At 45.5% G+C, this 16805-nt stretch carries 15 protein-coding genes; 11 read left to right on the top strand and 4 right to left on the bottom strand.

What is annotated here, in order from left to right; translation table 11 throughout:
- Nucleotides 1-14: 14 nt before the first annotated feature.
- On the bottom strand, nucleotides 15-731 hold the full coding sequence (locus tag AC0J2X_RS02665) for a hypothetical protein (protein ID WP_014950099.1): 717 nt from the start codon (nucleotides 729-731) through the stop codon (nucleotides 15-17).
- 118 nt (nucleotides 732-849) lie between these two features.
- Between AC0J2X_RS02665 and serB the strand changes: the two genes are divergently transcribed.
- Nucleotides 850-1833, top strand: a complete 984-nt coding sequence (serB, locus tag AC0J2X_RS02670) for a phosphoserine phosphatase SerB (RefSeq protein WP_039231744.1) — start codon at nucleotides 850-852, stop codon at nucleotides 1831-1833.
- A gap of 171 nt (nucleotides 1834-2004) precedes the next feature.
- On the opposite strand, the gene AC0J2X_RS02675 is transcribed toward serB, so the two are convergent.
- Complete coding sequence (locus tag AC0J2X_RS02675; RefSeq protein WP_014950097.1) at nucleotides 2005-4530, bottom strand: PilZ domain-containing protein; 2526 nt, start codon at nucleotides 4528-4530, stop codon at nucleotides 2005-2007.
- A 190-nt stretch (nucleotides 4531-4720) separates the two neighbouring features.
- Between AC0J2X_RS02675 and radA the strand changes: the two genes are divergently transcribed.
- Entirely contained in the window at nucleotides 4721-6088 is a 1368-nt protein-coding gene (gene radA / locus AC0J2X_RS02680; RefSeq protein WP_014950096.1) for a DNA repair protein RadA, read from the top strand.
- Nucleotides 6089-6196: 108 nt separating this feature from the next.
- On the opposite strand, the gene AC0J2X_RS02685 is transcribed toward radA, so the two are convergent.
- Both AC0J2X_RS02685 and ettA read right to left on the bottom strand, forming a co-directional pair.
- Nucleotides 6197-6604 carry a PilZ domain-containing protein gene (locus AC0J2X_RS02685; RefSeq protein WP_187446178.1) on the bottom strand — a complete coding sequence of 136 codons (408 nt, stop codon included), beginning with the start codon at nucleotides 6602-6604 and terminating at the stop codon, nucleotides 6197-6199.
- Between the two features lie 150 nt (nucleotides 6605-6754).
- Complete coding sequence (gene ettA, locus AC0J2X_RS02690) at nucleotides 6755-8422, bottom strand: energy-dependent translational throttle protein EttA (RefSeq protein ID WP_014950094.1); 1668 nt, start codon at nucleotides 8420-8422, stop codon at nucleotides 6755-6757.
- Nucleotides 8423-8714: 292 nt separating this feature from the next.
- On the opposite strand from ettA, the gene lpxD reads away from it, so the two are divergent.
- The 9 genes from lpxD to thiL all read left to right on the top strand — a co-directional run bounded on the left by lpxD (nucleotide 8715) and on the right by thiL (nucleotide 16793).
- Complete coding sequence (gene lpxD / locus AC0J2X_RS02695; RefSeq protein ID WP_014976986.1) at nucleotides 8715-9743, top strand: UDP-3-O-(3-hydroxymyristoyl)glucosamine N-acyltransferase; 1029 nt, start codon at nucleotides 8715-8717, stop codon at nucleotides 9741-9743.
- 154 nt (nucleotides 9744-9897) lie between these two features.
- A complete protein-coding gene (gene glyA, locus AC0J2X_RS02700; RefSeq protein WP_014950092.1) occupies nucleotides 9898-11154 on the top strand; it encodes a serine hydroxymethyltransferase in 1257 nt (418 codons plus the stop codon).
- Between the two features lie 98 nt (nucleotides 11155-11252).
- Nucleotides 11253-11702, top strand: a complete 450-nt coding sequence (gene nrdR, locus AC0J2X_RS02705; RefSeq protein ID WP_012517538.1) for a transcriptional regulator NrdR — start codon at nucleotides 11253-11255, stop codon at nucleotides 11700-11702.
- A 50-nt stretch (nucleotides 11703-11752) separates the two neighbouring features.
- Nucleotides 11753-12892: a bifunctional diaminohydroxyphosphoribosylaminopyrimidine deaminase/5-amino-6-(5-phosphoribosylamino)uracil reductase RibD gene (ribD, locus tag AC0J2X_RS02710; protein WP_014976985.1), complete on the top strand. Its 1140-nt coding sequence runs from the start codon at nucleotides 11753-11755 to the stop codon at nucleotides 12890-12892.
- A 20-nt stretch (nucleotides 12893-12912) separates the two neighbouring features.
- Nucleotides 12913-13575 carry a riboflavin synthase gene (locus tag AC0J2X_RS02715; RefSeq protein WP_014976984.1) on the top strand — a complete coding sequence of 221 codons (663 nt, stop codon included), beginning with the start codon at nucleotides 12913-12915 and terminating at the stop codon, nucleotides 13573-13575.
- A gap of 20 nt (nucleotides 13576-13595) precedes the next feature.
- Entirely contained in the window at nucleotides 13596-14696 is a 1101-nt protein-coding gene (gene ribBA / locus AC0J2X_RS02720; RefSeq protein WP_069944612.1) for a bifunctional 3,4-dihydroxy-2-butanone-4-phosphate synthase/GTP cyclohydrolase II, read from the top strand.
- 174 nt (nucleotides 14697-14870) lie between these two features.
- Entirely contained in the window at nucleotides 14871-15344 is a 474-nt protein-coding gene (gene ribH / locus AC0J2X_RS02725; RefSeq protein ID WP_069944611.1) for a 6,7-dimethyl-8-ribityllumazine synthase, read from the top strand.
- Nucleotides 15345-15356: 12 nt separating this feature from the next.
- A complete protein-coding gene (gene nusB, locus AC0J2X_RS02730) occupies nucleotides 15357-15779 on the top strand; it encodes a transcription antitermination factor NusB (protein WP_012518940.1) in 423 nt (140 codons plus the stop codon).
- Nucleotides 15780-15827: 48 nt separating this feature from the next.
- Nucleotides 15828-16793, top strand: a complete 966-nt coding sequence (gene thiL / locus AC0J2X_RS02735) for a thiamine-phosphate kinase (protein WP_014950086.1) — start codon at nucleotides 15828-15830, stop codon at nucleotides 16791-16793.
- The last annotated feature ends 12 nt before the right edge of the window (nucleotides 16794-16805 follow it).

The following is a 16805-nucleotide window of genomic DNA, read 5'->3' on the forward strand; positions in this document are numbered from 1 at the left end:
TCCAAATTAGCTATCTAGCGCTTCTCTTTATTTCTTTTTGATTCGATTACCTGAATAAACCATGGGCGAGATTTATAAAAGGCCCGGGTTAGGTAAATACCTAGCATGAGCGCTAAAAAGACGAGAATACACGCAATAAGAGCAAGCTGGTAACGCAATGTCAGTGGACTCTCGAGGACAGCCTGCGTGTTCATGTGAATATTCACATAACCTAGTAAATTTTCATTATCGTCAGTGATAACGCCAACATAGGTTAGCGGCGTTACACTTTGCGACTGACTCATCGACACCACACTGGCAATTTGAGGCAAAGGAGCAATATACCTCCCGTCCTTATCAAACACAGACAAGGCAAGAATGTGTGGCTCGTCGACCAAAATAGAGGCGACACTTTCAATATACTCCCGTTGAGTGAGAGTATCAGATAGCGCGGAATCTACATTGTTCTCAGTTTCCTGATTCGAAAGTGCGTCAGCGATAAAGGCAGGTTGTAGCAGTTTTGCATACTGCCTTGCTATGCTCTCACCAGAGAAGCGAGTTTGCACGGTAAGCCAGTCGTTTTGGTATTGTTGGAATAACAGAAGCAATACCACTATCAAAGCAAACACCGCACTCACTACTATTGTGTGGAACAATCGCTTTAGAACTGTGTACAACGAATGCGAGTCATTCTTTGTTTGTGAAGCTGCTTTGCTTAGCCCGTCTACCAATTCGCTTTTCCATAAAGTCACGAGGGTTGCCTAACAGTAGGATAATTCGAAATAATTTAAAAGGAGATATTTTATTAGTTAGCCTAATTGGTTAGCATTAGAGCACCATTTGCCAATCACCGCAGTTTCTGTGTGCGTTATGAAAGACACTCTTCTTAATAATATCGATAATGACGATATCCATTTAGCTTCTTTTTTGTCTCATGTAGTTAGCAATAGTCACAACGACAGTGCGTATTCACATACGTTAACCGTTATTGGTCAAGCTGTAACACCTTATCTACTGCACAGCGTTTTAATTAAACTCAACGATGTGTTTACTCCTTCTAGCGCTGCTTTCCATCATTTACACAAGCAAATGGGGGATGATGTAATAGAAATTAGAGGTGCTTTGCAAAACACTGAACTTGAGCAGATTAAGCCACTGCTGGGCGACGTATCCAAGGCATATAATGTTGATGTTGGTTTGCAGGGCTCTCGCCCCTCATTGTCTGAGCCAGGACTACTGGTCATGGACATGGATAGCACTGTCATCGCGATTGAATGTATCGATGAAATAGCTAAATTGGCGGGTGTTGGCGAGCAGGTGGCAGAAGTTACCGCTAAGGCAATGCGTGGAGAAATTGCGTTTAATGATAGCTTAACGCATAGAGTGGCCTGCTTGGAAGGCGTGCCAGTTAGTCACCTTAATCAAATTCGTGACAGCATACCTATCATGCCCGGCATTCAAGCCTTGCTTACTCACTTGAAACAGCATAATTGGAAATTAGCGATCGCCTCAGGTGGATTCACCTTTTTCGCTGACCACCTAAAAGCAAGGCTTGGACTCGATTTTGCCATTTCTAACACGCTTGCGGTGAAAAACGAGCAGCTGACTGGAAAAGTAGAGGGTGAAATTGTCAATGCAGACGTTAAGGCGCGAACCGTAAACGCCCTTGCCGAGAAGTGGCAAATTTCAGCCAAACAAACCGTTGCTATGGGTGATGGAGCTAACGATTTGGTCATGATGGCTGAATCAGCGCTAGGCGTGGCGTGTCACGGTAAGCCACTGGTTAATGAAAAGGCGGATGTGGCAATCCGCATTGGCAGTTTACATAGCCTTCTGTATTTTCTAGACAAGTAGTTAGCGAGAGTCTGTAATACAAGCGTTAGTTTTGGGGCAATAAAACTAGCGCTTCACACTTTATCGGTTACCTTTCACCAGCCACAAGTTTCCAAAATCTTGTGATTAAAATCCTCCCGTGATGGGTCTTAACCTACGGGCTCATTTAAATTGATAGGCTTTGCTATTTCACTACGCGTTGCGCGCAATAGCTTTAGGTTGAACCGCACTTTTTAACGTTTTATTTGCCGTGATGTCTTCCACTGTAAAGCCGTATCTTATAAGTACTTCATCTGTGACATCGACTAGGTGAGAGCACGCTGCAATACTCCACATTTTTTTCTCTAGCTCACGGGCCCGGTGCATGGCGTACATGGTGACGTAATTGATTTCCGTTTGCAGCATGGTCATGTCTGGCTTGCCAGTTGTGGTTAGCATGACATGAATAGCTACGAACTGGCCGCGAACCATAGCTTCTCTAATAAACGCTCGGCGCTGCTCGTTATTTTCGAATTTATCGGAATAGCGAGGAATGATCGCCATTCGCGGCTCTTTTTGTGATGCATCGAATGAGATAAATAATTCCTGTCGCAACGGCATATTTTCAAGCTTAACGGCCTTAATGCCACTTTGTACAAAAGGTATATCTTGTTTTCTGTCTCTAAAGAGAAACTCTAAATTCACTTGCCCACGTTCGGCGTATTGCGTGGTTAGGGTGGTTATGCGTTCGTCCTGCTTTCCGACAATACAAGCCTGTGGAGTGTAGCGAACACCTTCCTTACTCATTAAGAAGGATAGGGAAGTAGCGTTTCGCGCATTAATACAACGAAGCGCCTGTCCCATGCCTGGTACTTCTTCTTCGTCGTTCTCTACTTTAAGGCTGCCTTTGTTCTTTTTAATCAGTTCTTCAAAGAAGTTTCTAGCACTTTTGCCTTCGTCGCCCGGCATAGTTTTTAAATGAAGAATGTTCTTGTCGACGTTGTGATAAATGATTTCGTATTGCAAATGCATGACATCAAAGGAACTGGCAATTTCTTGCAGACGAGGGAAGGCGACTTCTACTTTGCCCTCTAAATTACCTTTATATTCTTTGCTCAACTCTATACGAAGTCCAAGTCCATGCACCGAAATATCTTCGCTGATCCCTTTGTGCACCAGTTCTTCATTATTGAAGCGAGCTTCAATTTGGGTTCTCAGCTGATAGCGACTTTCAATGCGTTGCTCTTCATATTTAAACCTGACAACCTGAACATTCGAAGGAGCGCGATTGCGCGGATGCCCAAAATTTCGCAGATGAGAGAGGTTTTCTCGATTAAACTTAAACTCGTTGTAGGTCTCTTGCCCTGTTACTGAGGTTACATCGGTTACGTGTGCCAAGAATCGCAGGTTTTTCAGCTTTGACATTAGTCGAGCCGATGGCGGAGTGTTCAGTTTTTTAACTTTATTACCTACAGAATCCGGAATGGAAAGCGGAATATGGGCCTGCTCAGGGTCAACCTCTGTTAAGGTTATTTTAAATACACGCCAACTCGCTTTTTTAGAGCCAAACCCTAAAAATACTCGGGTTAGTACGTCTTTTTGCAAGAGTTCCTCGTAAGACGCTGAGTAAAAGTAGACCTTGTCGTTCTGCAAATGAGTAAAACTAAATACGAAAATCTCTCTTACTTCTTCTGACTTCTGCAACAAGCGCATAAGCCTTTCCTGGGTGAGTAAGAAGTTCAATCGACAGTTATCGTCTTCGTCTTGCCAATACTGCACGGTTTCGCGGTTCACTTCGTTAACCATAGCAAACCGGGGAACCAGCGTTTTATTAATGACGTCTATATACACCGGCAGCGTGGGGCTACGCGGCGAAAAGTACTGCTCACAAATCTTACTGGTAATCGCCTCAATCGTATTGCTCATATTAACTTTATATCGGCGTTTATTGCCGTGTATAAAGCTTTCTAAGAATTTGTCGAATGCGGGGCTTGGCTTTTCTTTATCTCGTTGCAAGGCAAGATAGTTAACATCGTTTTTAGTTATTATCTTTACGAGCTTATATGCAATGCCATTCTTTTTGTCCATGGCAAATTCATTCTCTAAGCCCCTAAAGAATATAAACAGCGTTTCTCCTTTTTTGAAAAACGCGTCTTTAGAGAGTTTTACCTGCAAGCCTTCAAGAGATATATCAACACTCAAACCGCGCATTGATTGATTGGCGCTATTAAATAACTCTACCGCCACAGCGAAGTTCATGCGTTCAGTGTTGCGCTGTCTGTAATCAAGCAGGTTTACGGTAGGAACTTTAAACTGCTCCAATACTGCTGAGCGCTTTTTGAGTTCAGGATTTTCTTTATCAGCGCGTTCTTGTGCGAGTTCTTTTTCGCGCATTAAGCGAAAGTTGTTTTCGGTGTTTTGTACCGCTTCGTAAACACCGTAAGTATATCGGCCAAATACCCTCAACTGCTCTTCAAACTTGTCAACAGCGACGTCATCCATGTAATGGCTACGTCCTTCGTGTACATATTTATTGCACTTTCCGTCAACATGACCACGCAAGTCTATGGTGCGCATACAGGGTTTGGCTAGGCGTTTCACTTCCATTTTGATGAGGAAGCGCTTTTCTTTCGGCACATCAGATGCAGTTTGAAGCAATACCTGGTTAAACTCAGGCTCATTAACCATGGGCTTTAGCTGTTCAATAATATCAGCATATTGCTTTAAATCTTGACTCATGAATGCGCAACTTTGTTGTTTAGTATCATTATTTTAGTTGTTATCGGCAAATCAGCAAAACTCATTAACCCGTAAAGTCGTTATACTTTTGTACCAGTTTTACTGGAGGAGAACTGACCTTAGGTTTGTGCTTATTTCACCGTTGTTAAGTGTTAGAATACTCTTTTTAAGCAATGGATAAAACTGGAATATGGCAAAACGTAAAACTGCTTATGTGTGTTCTGACTGCGGTGCAGAGTTCCCTCGCTGGCAAGGTCAATGTTCGGAGTGTAAAGCGTGGAATACGATAAGTGAGTTTGTGGTTGCAAGTGCCAAAAGTGTCGCACGCCAAACCACGTCAGGCTATGCAGGGCAAACCGCTGCCAAAATTGAGACATTAAATGCAATAGATCTCGAATCACTACCGCGATTCTCGTCAACATTTAAAGAGCTAGATAGAGTGTTAGGGGGCGGAATAGTCCCTGGGGCAGCTATGTTAATTGGTGGCTCGCCAGGAGCGGGAAAGAGTACGCTTCTGCTTCAAGTAATGTGTCAGATGGCAAAAAGTGAAACCGCGCTTTATGTCACAGGGGAAGAGTCGCTTCAGCAAGTCGCCATGCGAGCAAAGCGCTTAAATCTACCTGACGACAAGCTGATGATGTTAGCCGAAACAAACGTGGAAACCATCTGCGATTTAGCCCTTACGAAAAAGCCTAAAATTATGGTTATCGACTCTATTCAGGTGATGCATGTGTCAGACGTGCAGTCTGCGCCAGGCAGTGTGTCGCAAGTACGAGAAAGCGCGGCGTATTTAACGCGCTTTGCCAAGCAAAATCATATTGCTATGTTCATTGTTGGCCATGTAACAAAAGACGGTAACTTGGCGGGTCCAAAAGTTCTTGAGCACTGTATCGACAGCTCTATGATGCTGGAAGGAGAAAGTGATGGTCGCTACCGTACGCTTCGAAGTCATAAAAACCGCTTTGGTGCGGTAAATGAGCTCGGCGTGTTTGCCATGACAGAAAAAGGCCTTAAAGAGGTAAGCAACCCATCGGCCATATTCTTAAGTCGAGGTGACAATGAAACGCCAGGGTCTAGCGTTATGGTTATCTGGGAGGGCACCCGCCCGTTACTTGTAGAAATACAGGCGTTGGTAGACTATTCGCAGATGTCGAACCCAAGGCGAATCGCTGTAGGGTTGGACCAGAACCGTTTGTCTATGCTGCTCGCGGTTTTGCATCGCCATGGCAATGTGCAAATGAACGATCAAGACGTTTTTGTCAACGTGGTAGGTGGTGTAAGAGTATCAGAGACCAGTGCAGACTTAGCCTTATTATTGGCCATGATTTCAAGCTTTAGAAATCGCTCGCTGCCCAGAGATTTAATTGTATTCGGCGAAGTCGGGCTAGCCGGCGAGATTCGCCCGGTTCCTAACGGAACGGAACGCATTATCGAAGCAGCGAAACATGGTTTTAAGCGGGCGATCGTGCCAAAAGCCAATGCGCCTAAACAAGCCATTAATGGTATGAAAGTGGTGCCGGTAGCGCGCTTATCTGAGGCGTTAGACGCGCTTGAGTAATGCGAAAGGCTCAACATTTAAGTAAAGTGTTGACGGTGCCTGTTAAATTGAAAGGCCTATTGAATGGGCCTTTCCTGCATTAAACGAGTGAAATGCGTTTTTTAGAGGTTAATGTGGCGCCTGATAAACCGCATTAACTAATGCATTCAGGTCTTTCTCTTCAATACTGGCGTCGTCGCTGTTTAAGGTAATTAAACGGCGAAGAGCGCTAATGCTGTCTACATCCATTCGTTCAACTTTACAGCCTAATGAAACCCGTTCTTTTCTACTGTCGGCATGACGATACAACTGCGAAATAGAGAGGGTTATTACAGGACTGTCTTCATTTGCTTGGAAGGTAGCAGTATAAGGGTCGTGACTGTCGAAGGGTAATTGTGACAACGCCGTTTCGGTAGCTTGAAGTTTAATGCCTTGAAGCGATACGTCGCTGACTACCACATCAATACTAACGTCATTGTGTGCCAGTGTGCCATTTACATTCAGAGATACCCGTTGGAATTGGCGCTTATCTGTCATTACTCAAATACCTAATGTTTGTCTACGACCTCAGTATTGGCCAATTTGCGTGGGTTCGCAATGAAAAGCGAACAAATAAAAAAGCCGCTATCAGCGATAGCGGCTTTAGGCGTAAAGCAGAGATACAGATCTTACATCTCTGAATTTGTGTTATTTAGACATACGCTTATATTTAAGGCGGTGCGGTTCAACCACATCTTGTCCAAATTCTTGCTTCAACCAGCTTTCGTAGTCTGAGTAGTTACCTTCGAAGAAGTTGATGTTACCTTCATCGCGGTAATCCATAATGTGTGTTGCTACACGGTCTAGGAACCAACGGTCGTGCGAGATAACCATGGCACAGCCTGGGAACTCCAACAACGCGTTTTCCAAGGCGCGAAGTGTTTCTACGTCTAGGTCGTTGGTTGGCTCATCCAGTAGCAATACGTTACCGCCTGCTTTAAGCAGTTTCGCAAGGTGAACACGGTTACGCTCACCACCTGACAAGTCTTTGATGAACTTCTGCTGGTCGGTGCCTTTAAAGTTAAAACGGCTGCAGTAGGCGCGGCTGTTAATTTCAAAGTTACCAATGCGAATAATGTCTTGTTCGTCAGAAATTTCTTTCCACACGGTGTTGTTTTCGTTCATGTGGTCGCGGAACTGTTCTACCGCAGCAATTTGAACGGTTTCACCTAAATCGATGGTCCCTGAATCAGGTTGCTCAGCACCAGTAAGCATTCTGAACAAGGTTGATTTACCCGCGCCGTTAGGGCCAACGATACCTACAATGGCACCCTTTGGTACTTTAAACGTTAAGTCGTCGATAAGTACGCGATCGCCATACGACTTTTTAAGGTTGCTTACTTCAATAACCTTGTCACCTAAGCGTTCACCTGGTGGAATGAAAAGCTCATTGGTTTCATTACGCTTTTGGTAATCGCTGGTAGATAGTTCTTCAAAGCGGGCCATACGAGCTTTACTTTTAGCATGACGACCTTTCGGGTTTGAGCGTACCCACTCAAGTTCCTGTTTCATGCTCTTCATACGCGCCGTTTCGGTACGCTCTTCTTGCTCAAGTCGGTTTTCTTTTTGCTCCAACCAAGAAGAGTAGTTACCTTCCCACGGAATACCTTCACCACGGTCAAGTTCTAAAATCCAACCTGCAACGTTATCAAGAAAGTATCTATCGTGGGTAATAGCGACTACCGTACCTTCATAATCGTGAAGGAAGCGCTCTAGCCATGCGACTGATTCTGCGTCTAAGTGGTTAGTGGGTTCGTCTAGAAGCAACATTTCAGGCTTTTCTAGAAGTAGGCGGCACAGCGCTACACGGCGGCGTTCACCACCAGATAGTTTGCTAACGTCCGCATCCCACGCTGGAAGGCGAAGGGCATCAGCAGCACGCTCTAATGCATTTTCTAAGTTGTGGCCATCTTTGGCTTGAATAATAGCTTCTAACTCGCCCTGCTCTTTAGCAAGGGCGTCAAAATCAGCGTCTGCTTCTGCATACGCTGCATACACTTCATCAAGGCGAGTTAATGCGTGTTTAACGTCGGCGACGGCTTCTTCTATGTTGCCGCGAACATCTTTTGTTTCATCAAGCTGAGGCTCTTGTGGAAGGTAGCCCACTTTTAAGCCCGGTTGAGGACGCGCTTCACCTTCGATGTCGGTATCTACGCCGGCCATAATGCGAAGTAAGGTAGATTTACCTGCACCGTTTAGACCTAGCACACCAATTTTGGCGCCTGGGAAAAAGCTAAGTGAGATATTTTTTAGAATGTGTCTATTAGGTGGGACGATTTTGCCCACGCGATGCATACTGTAAACGTATTGCGCCATGCTCTATCCTCGCTGAATAAGCGGTGAAAAATAAAAAAGTGATTGTGGTCTATTCTACTCGTAACAGGGTAGTTTGTGCCAGTTACTTACGCTTAGTGTATTTGTGCTTGGCGATATTTTAATCACTCATGCCAAAAAGATCGATTTATGCATCGGTTGGCGAGTTGATTTAAGGTAAACTTGTTTTTATAAGCATGAGTAAACATGGGCTTTAGGGTGAGCTAGCAAACAGCAATAAAGAACCCAAAGCGATAGACTCAACACTATTCATATCTCTGAACAGGTAATTATGATGACCGCTATGAGTAAACGCACATACAGTCTGGAAGAGCTTGCCAAACATGTAAGTGGGGAAGTGCAGGGCGATGGAAACATTACTATCTCTGCAGTAGGTACGTTATCCGGTGCAGCATCGCACCAAATTTCGTTTCTAACAAATCCTAAATACAAGCCGCAGTTAAAAGATACTCAGGCTGGTGCGGTAATTCTGCACAAAAACTTGAAAGATGATAGCCCAGTTCCAGCGTTGGTGGTGGCAAACCCTCATGCAGCGTTCGCCCTAATCGCTCAGTTGTTTGATACTACCCCAGCGGTAGCGACAGGTATTGCTGAGTCAGCGGTAATTGCGCCATCTGCCCGCATCGGCAGTGATGTGTCGCTAGGCCACAATGTAATCATTGAAGAGAACGTGGTTTTAGGCGATAGAGTTACGGTTGGCGCAAATACCGTTATTCGCAGAGGTACTCATATTGGTGAAGGCTGTACCATTCACCCGAACGTGACTATCTATCATGACGTAGTAATTGGTAAGCGCGTGACGATTCATAGCCAAACGGTGATTGGCGCGGCAGGCTTTGGTTACGCAAACGATAAAGGCGTTTGGATCCCTATTCCACAAATAGGGTCGGTTCGCATTGGTGACGACAGTCAGATTGGCGCAAGCAGCAGCATTGACCGCGGCGCCATGGAAGATACGATTTTAGGCACTAACGTTATTATCGATAACCAAGTACAAATTGGCCACAACTGTATTATTGGTGATCACTCTTGTATTTGCGGCGCTACAGGAATTGCTGGTAGCTGTCATATCGGCAAGCACGTTATTATCGGTGGTGGAGTGGGCATTAATGGTCACATTAGCATTTGCGATAATGTTCAGGTGACTGGCTATACCATGATTGTACAAGATATCACTGAACCGGGTGTTTATTCTTCTGGCCAGCCAGCACAAACCAACCGTGACTGGCGCAAAAATACGGTTCGCCTTGCCAAAATTGGTAGTTTATTTGACCGTGTTAAAGCCCTGGAAAAACAGGTCTGATCTCGCGCTGGCGCAGGTATTTCGTTAAACCTGCGCCATTTATATTAATTTGGTCACAAAGCGGTATACAAGCCCCCGAAAATGACTAGAATATGGCTCGAATTTGAGCAATCAGTGCGTAACGCCATATAAAAACCGCAGTTAAGGAGCCCCCATGTTTTCTCGCGAAATGAATATAGCCGACTTCGATCCTGAATTAGCCGATGCAATGTCTAAAGAGGTTGAGCGTCAAGAACATCACATAGAGCTAATTGCCTCTGAGAACTACTGTAGCCCACGTGTAATGGAAGCACAGGGTTCGCAGCTTACTAACAAGTACGCGGAAGGCTACCCAGGCAAGCGTTACTACGGTGGTTGTGAGCACGTAGACGTTGTTGAACAACTTGCTATCGATCGTGCAAAAGCACTATTCGGTGCAGACTACGCGAACGTTCAACCGCACGCTGGTTCACAAGCTAACTCTGCCGTATTCATGGCACTACTTGACGCAGGCGATACGGTATTGGGAATGAGCCTTTCTGAAGGTGGTCACCTTACTCACGGTTCACACGTAAACTTCTCTGGTAAAACCTACAATGCTGTTCAGTATGGTCTGAACAAAGAAACCGGTGAAATCGATTACGCTCAGGTTGAGGCACTTGCTAAAGAGCACAAGCCGAAAATGATTATCGGTGGTTTCTCTGCGTATTCTGGCATTGTTGATTGGGCAAAATTCCGTGAAATCGCTGATAGCGTTGGCGCTTACTTGCTCGTAGATATGGCGCACGTAGCAGGTCTTGTAGCAGCGGGCGTTTATCCAAACCCGCTTCCTCACGCTCACGTGGTAACAACGACTACTCATAAAACGCTAGCGGGTCCACGTAGTGGTCTTATCCTATCTTCATGTGGCGATGAAGCGATTTACAAAAAGCTTAACAGCTCGGTATTCCCAGGCAACCAAGGTGGCCCTCTTTGCCACGTGATCGCAGCTAAAGCGGTTGCATTCAAAGAAGCACTACAGCCAGAATTTAAAGTGTATCAGCAGCAGGTTGTTGCAAATGCGAAAGCTATGGTTTCTGTAATGCAAGAGCGCGGTTATAACATCGTTTCTGGCGGTACTGACAACCACTTGTTCCTTCTTGACCTAATCGACAAGGACATTACCGGTAAAGATGCTGACGCAGCACTTGGTGCCGCAAATATTACGGTAAACAAAAACTCAGTGCCAAATGACCCGCGTTCACCGTTTGTAACCAGCGGTCTTCGTATTGGTAGCCCAGCGATTACTCGCCGTGGTTTCAAAGAAGAACAAGCTAAGCAAGTTGCAACATGGATTTGCGACATTCTAGATAACATGGGCGATGAGTCTGTTATCAAACGTGTTCAAGACGAAGTGGTTGCACTTTGCGCACAATTCCCTGTTTATAAATAAATAGGTTTGTGTTTTATTGCGTACTTTGGTACTAATGCTGGACTAACTAGTCTAGGTTTAATTTAGATACCTAAGTACGCAATATTTAAGGATTATTCATGTTTTGCCCGTTTTGTTCAGAACAAGAAACAAAAGTCATTGATTCTCGTTTGGTTGCAGAAGGGCAACAGGTGCGTAGACGCCGTGAATGTATGGTGTGTCACGAGCGCTTCACGACCTTTGAAAGTGCTGAGCTCGTGATGCCTCGCGTTATTAAACGCGATGGTTCTCGTGAACCGTTTAACGAAGATAAACTTCGTGCAGGCTTGCAACGCGCACTCGAAAAGCGCCCTGTGAGCACAGAAAAAGTTGAACAATGTATCCTCTCACTTAAGTCACAGTTGCGCGCAACCGGTGAACGTGAAGTGAGCAGTGAACTGCTCGGCAACCTAATTATGAAAGCCCTCAAAGAACTCGATAAAGTTGCTTATGTCCGGTTCGCCTCCGTTTATCGCTCTTTCGAAGATATTCGTGAATTCGGAGAAGAGATTGCGCGATTAGGAGATTAAGTCGGCGACCTCTCAAACATCAGGCACTTAGGGCTACAACAGGAATCCAAGTGAACCACGATACGGTTAAAAACGATTATTTTTGGATGGCAAAAGCCATTCAGCTTGCCCAACAAGGGCGTTTTACCACTTCTCCTAACCCTCGCGTAGGCTGTGTAATTGTTGACGAAAACAATCATTTGCTTGGTCAGGGATATCACATTCAAGCTGGTACACCCCATGCCGAAGTGCATGCATTAAGACAAGCATCTAACGCACGTCCGCAAGGCGCAAAGGGCGCGACGGCATACGTTACACTTGAACCTTGTAGTCATTTTGGTCGCACACCGCCTTGCGCTGTTGCCTTGGTAGAAGCAAAGGTAGCGCGTGTTGTTATTGCTATGACCGACCCGAATCCAAACGTATGCGGTAACGGTATTAGCATTCTGCAGGAAGCAGGCATCGAAGTGGTAAGCGAAGTGATGGCTGCTGAGGCCGCAGCGCTAAACCCCGGGTTTATTAAACGCATGCTTACTGGTAAGCCCTTTGTTCGCGTGAAATTAGGCATTAGCCTAGATGGAAAAATAGCCCTTCAAAATGGGGTGAGTCAGTGGATTACTGGTGCAGAAGCAAGGCGGGATGTGCAACAGTATCGTGCACAAAGTTGCGTGGTGCTCACAGGCTCAGGTACGGTGAAAGCCGATAACCCTAGTTTGTTGGTTAGAGAACAAGAAGCACAGTTCACTAATTATCCTCTGGAACACATTCGTCAACCTGCCCGTGTTGTTATCGATGGCAAAAGCGCGCTTAGTCGAGGCTACGCATTGTTTAATGACGGCAACCTAACCTTAACTGCTACATCGCAAGCCCACCCAGATACGGCAACACAGCACTATCTTTCGGTAGATGAAAAAGACGGTAAACTCAATTTACATTCACTTATGTCAGCACTAGGCGATAAGCAATACAATGAAGTCTGGGTGGAAGCAGGCCCTGGCCTTGCCGGTGCATTATTGCAAGAAGGGCTGGTGGATGAACTTATTTGCTACCAAGCGCCTAAGCTTTTAGGTGATAAGGGAGTCAGTATGGTTAATTTACCCGCGCTCACGTCGCTAAATGAATGTATTTCGCTTTCGCTTATTGAAAATCGTCAAGTGGGTAACGATATTAAGCTTATCTTCCGTCCTGATGTTAGCAACACCCGTGGTTAACGCGATTAAAGAGGAACTTTATGTTTACAGGAATTATTCAAGCGCTAGGTACAATCAAGAAGCTTGATAACCGTGGCAACGATATTCGACTTACCGTTTCATCGCCTACGCTTGATATGTCTGATGTCGCACTCGGCGACAGTATTGCGACCAATGGTGTTTGCTTAACAGTTACTGATATGGGCCCCGATTATTATTGTGCAGATGTGTCGGCAGAGACCATCAAATTAACAGGCTTTGCACATTACAGCGCAGGCTCTACGGTGAATCTTGAGAAAGCGATGCGTCCAAGCGACCGTTTAGGCGGACATATCGTTTCCGGTCACGTTGATGGTGTAGGCGAGGTTACACAAATCATTAAGCACTCAGACTACATAGAGTTCTGGGTAAAAGCGCCAGAAGCCTTGGCTAAATATATTGCGCATAAAGGTAGTATCACCGTTGATGGTATCAGCTTAACTGTTAACGAAGTTAATGGCGCAGAATTTATGCTTTGGATCATTCCTCATACATTGCAAGAAACCATTATGGGGAGCTATAAGGTGGGCACAGCGGTGAACTTAGAGGTTGATATTATTGCGCGCTATTTAGAGCGACTGATGTTGGGCGACAAAGCCGCCGAACCAAAAAGCAAAGGCATTGACATGGCATTTCTTGCCGAGAACGGATTTTTAAGAAAATAACCCTACAAGAAGCACACAACATGGCATTTAACACTACACAAGAAATAATTGAAGACATTCGCCAAGGTAAAATGGTTATCTTGATGGATGACGAAGACAGGGAAAATGAAGGCGATTTGATAATGGCGGCAGAGCATGTGACGCCTGAAGCCATTAACTTTATGGTAACCCACGCTCGTGGTTTAGTGTGTTTACCAATGACGCAAGAGCGCTGTCGCGCCCTGAATCTTCCGCTTATGGTGGATAAAAATGAAGCACAATTTTCTACCAACTTCACTGTGTCTATTGAAGCGGCAACCGGCGTGACCACAGGCATTTCGGCGGCAGATCGCGCAACAACCATTAAAGCTGCTGTAGCGAAAGATGCGAAAGCGACAGACATTGTACAGCCGGGTCATATTTTTCCGCTAATTGCTAAAGACGGTGGCGTGTTAAACCGCGCAGGTCACACAGAAGCCGGTGTAGATTTACCGCGTTTGGCAGGGTTAGAGCCTGCTGGGGTTATTGTAGAAATCCTCAATGAAGACGGCACGATGGCCCGTCGTCCAGAACTAGAAAAGTTTGCTGAAAAACATAATCTTAAAATCGGCACCATTGCTGATTTAATTGAATATCGCAATCTCAACGAAACCACCATTCAAAAGGTCGCTCAATGCAATATGCCAACCGAGTATGGTGATTTCGAGCTTCACACGTTTAAAGACAGCATCGACAACCAACTTCATTTCGCACTTAAAAAAGGCGAAATTAAAGAAGATGAGCCGACACTTGTACGTGTACACCTTCACAATAAGTTTAGTGATCTTCTTGGGTCTACCCGCGGTATTCATCGCTCGATGACGCTTGCAGATGGCATGCGCAAAATTTCAGAAGACGGTGGCATATTGGTGCTATTAGGTAAAGAAGAGCATATTGAAAGTCAGGTACGCCGCTTTGCCGCAGAAGACCGAGGCGAGCGCCCGACTGGCGCTGACTGGCAGGGATCGTCACGCACTATTGGTGTAGGCAGTCAAATTCTAGCATCAATGGGCGTACACAAAATGCGTCTTCTTAGTAAACCAATTAAATATCACGCACTTTCAGGTTACGGCCTTGAAGTAGTGGAGTACGTGCACGACTAGTACTTAGCTGTAGGGCGGAGCTAAAGTGGATAGGGTTTGCGACCAGCACTCCCTTCCCACATTGAGTCAAGCTAACGTACCCGTTTACGAATAGTTGAAGTTAAAGAAACAATCGATTTAGTTTGGGCGCAGTTGTGGTATACTTCGCGCCGTTTTTTCTCGAGGAATGAATCCATGCAGGTAATTGAAGGTAATATCAGAGCAACCGGTAAGAAATTTGCTATCGTTGTATCACGCTTTAATAGCTTTGTAGTTGAAAGCTTACTTGAAGGTGCACTAGATACACTAGAGCGTCACGGTGAAGTGAGTGATGTCGATATCACGTTAGTACGTGTACCTGGTGCTTACGAGTTACCTGTAGTAGCTAAGAAATTAGCTGAGAAAAAGTCATTTGACGCCATCATCGCACTAGGTGCGGTTATTCGTGGTGGTACGCCACACTTTGATTTTGTAGCAGGCGAATGCAACAAAGGTCTTGCGCAAGTTTCTCTTGAATACGGTGTACCCGTATCATTTGGCGTAATTACAACAGATTCAATTGAACAGGCTATCGAGCGTTCAGGAACCAAAGCGGGCAACAAAGGTGCAGAAGCTGCACTTGGTGCGCTGGAAATGGTTAACGTTATCGATGCTGTTGAAAAGCTTTAAGGTAAACATTAAGTGAAAGTTTCAGCTCGTCGTAAAGCCCGTGAACTCGCTCTGCAAGGCGTGTATTCATGGCAAATGAGTCACAACGATATTCAGCAGGTTGAACTGGCGCTAGCCACCAGTAACGACATGCAAAAGGTAGATATGGCGTATTTCCAAGCTCTGCTTCGCGGTGTTGCACACAACGCAAGTAAACTTGATGCGACCATCAAGCCTTACCTTGGCCGTTTGCCTGAAGAGTTAGACGCTATTGAAAAAGCAATCTTGCGCATTGCGACGCTGGAACTGACCGAGCGCATTGACGTCCCTTACCGCGTAATTATTAATGAGGCGATTGAGCTTGCTAAAGCATTTGGTGCTGAAGAAAGTCACAAGTTCATTAATGGTGCACTGGACAAAGCAGTGCGCACATTGCGCAAAGACGAGCGCGACTAACCTTACCGTGGCGGCATGGACTGCCGCTAAAAGGGTTTAAAAATTACCGTGAAAGAATTTGATCTTATCGGCCGCTACTTTTCAAACAGCGGCCACAAACGCAAAGACGTTGTTATTGGTATTGGTGATGACTGTGCTGTAACAACGGTTCCTGAAAACCAACAGCTTGCCGTTACCACAGATACCCTGGTTGCAGGTGTGCACTTTTTGAAAGACGCACCGGCGAAGTCTGTTGCGTATAAAACAGTGGCGGTAAACTTAAGCGACCTTGCCGCAATGGGCGCAGAGCCAGCGTGGATTAGCTTATCTCTGTCATTACCGGAAGTGGACGAAGCTTGGCTAGATGACTTTGTTTCGGGCCTTTATGAGCTAACTCAGTACTATTCTGTACAGCTAATCGGTGGCGATACGGTTAAAGGCCCAATGGCGTTCACGATTACAGCTCAAGGCTTTATACCGCCGGGTTCTGAGCTAACGCGTAGCGGCGCTAAGCCGGGTGATTGGCTTTATGTCACAGGAACGCTGGGTGACGCGGGTGCAGGTTTAGACATCCTGCAAAATAAGCTGAGTGTAAGTGGTGAAGCGAAAGATGTCTTGGTAAATCGTCATTACTTCCCAACTCCTCGCGTAGCGGTGGGCACAGCTATCCGACGTATTGCAACGTCGTGCATTGATATCTCTGATGGTTTAATTTCAGATTTAGGTCATATCCTAAAAGCGTCTAATTGCGGTGCAAATGTTCATGTAGAGCGTTTACCGTTGTCACGAGCATTAACAAGCGCGGTTACACCAGAGCAAGCTATCGAATACGCGCTGTCAGCAGGCGATGACTATGAGCTTATTTTCACCGTAAGTGAAGAGCAGCGCGGAAGTCTTGAAACCTCGTTGGCAAGCACAAACGTGAAAGCCACATGTATTGGCCAATTAACCGGCCATAACGGCACACTTTCATTGCTCAAAGACAACGAAAAGTACACACCTGTTAACGTGTCAGGTTACGAGCACGCCTTTTAGGCGGCCTATTTG

It is taken from the genome of Alteromonas sp. R7 (assembly GCF_055755235.1).

Excerpts from the sequence above, each read along its gene's own strand:
- serB (WP_039231744.1), top strand. The coding sequence starts at position 850 with ATGAAAGACACTCTTCTTAATAATATCGATAATGACGATATCCATTTA.
- AC0J2X_RS02675 (WP_014950097.1), bottom strand. The coding sequence starts at position 4,530 with ATGAGTCAAGATTTAAAGCAATATGCTGATATTATTGAACAGCTAAAG.
- radA (WP_014950096.1), top strand. The coding sequence starts at position 4,721 with ATGGCAAAACGTAAAACTGCTTATGTGTGTTCTGACTGCGGTGCAGAG.
- AC0J2X_RS02685 (WP_187446178.1), bottom strand. The coding sequence starts at position 6,604 with ATGACAGATAAGCGCCAATTCCAACGGGTATCTCTGAATGTAAATGGC.
- ettA (WP_014950094.1), bottom strand. The coding sequence starts at position 8,422 with ATGGCGCAATACGTTTACAGTATGCATCGCGTGGGCAAAATCGTCCCA.
- lpxD (WP_014976986.1), top strand. The coding sequence starts at position 8,715 with ATGACCGCTATGAGTAAACGCACATACAGTCTGGAAGAGCTTGCCAAA.
- glyA (WP_014950092.1), top strand. The coding sequence starts at position 9,898 with ATGTTTTCTCGCGAAATGAATATAGCCGACTTCGATCCTGAATTAGCC.
- nrdR (WP_012517538.1), top strand. The coding sequence starts at position 11,253 with ATGTTTTGCCCGTTTTGTTCAGAACAAGAAACAAAAGTCATTGATTCT.
- AC0J2X_RS02715 (WP_014976984.1), top strand. The coding sequence starts at position 12,913 with ATGTTTACAGGAATTATTCAAGCGCTAGGTACAATCAAGAAGCTTGAT.
- ribBA (WP_069944612.1), top strand. The coding sequence starts at position 13,596 with ATGGCATTTAACACTACACAAGAAATAATTGAAGACATTCGCCAAGGT.
- ribH (WP_069944611.1), top strand. The coding sequence starts at position 14,871 with ATGCAGGTAATTGAAGGTAATATCAGAGCAACCGGTAAGAAATTTGCT.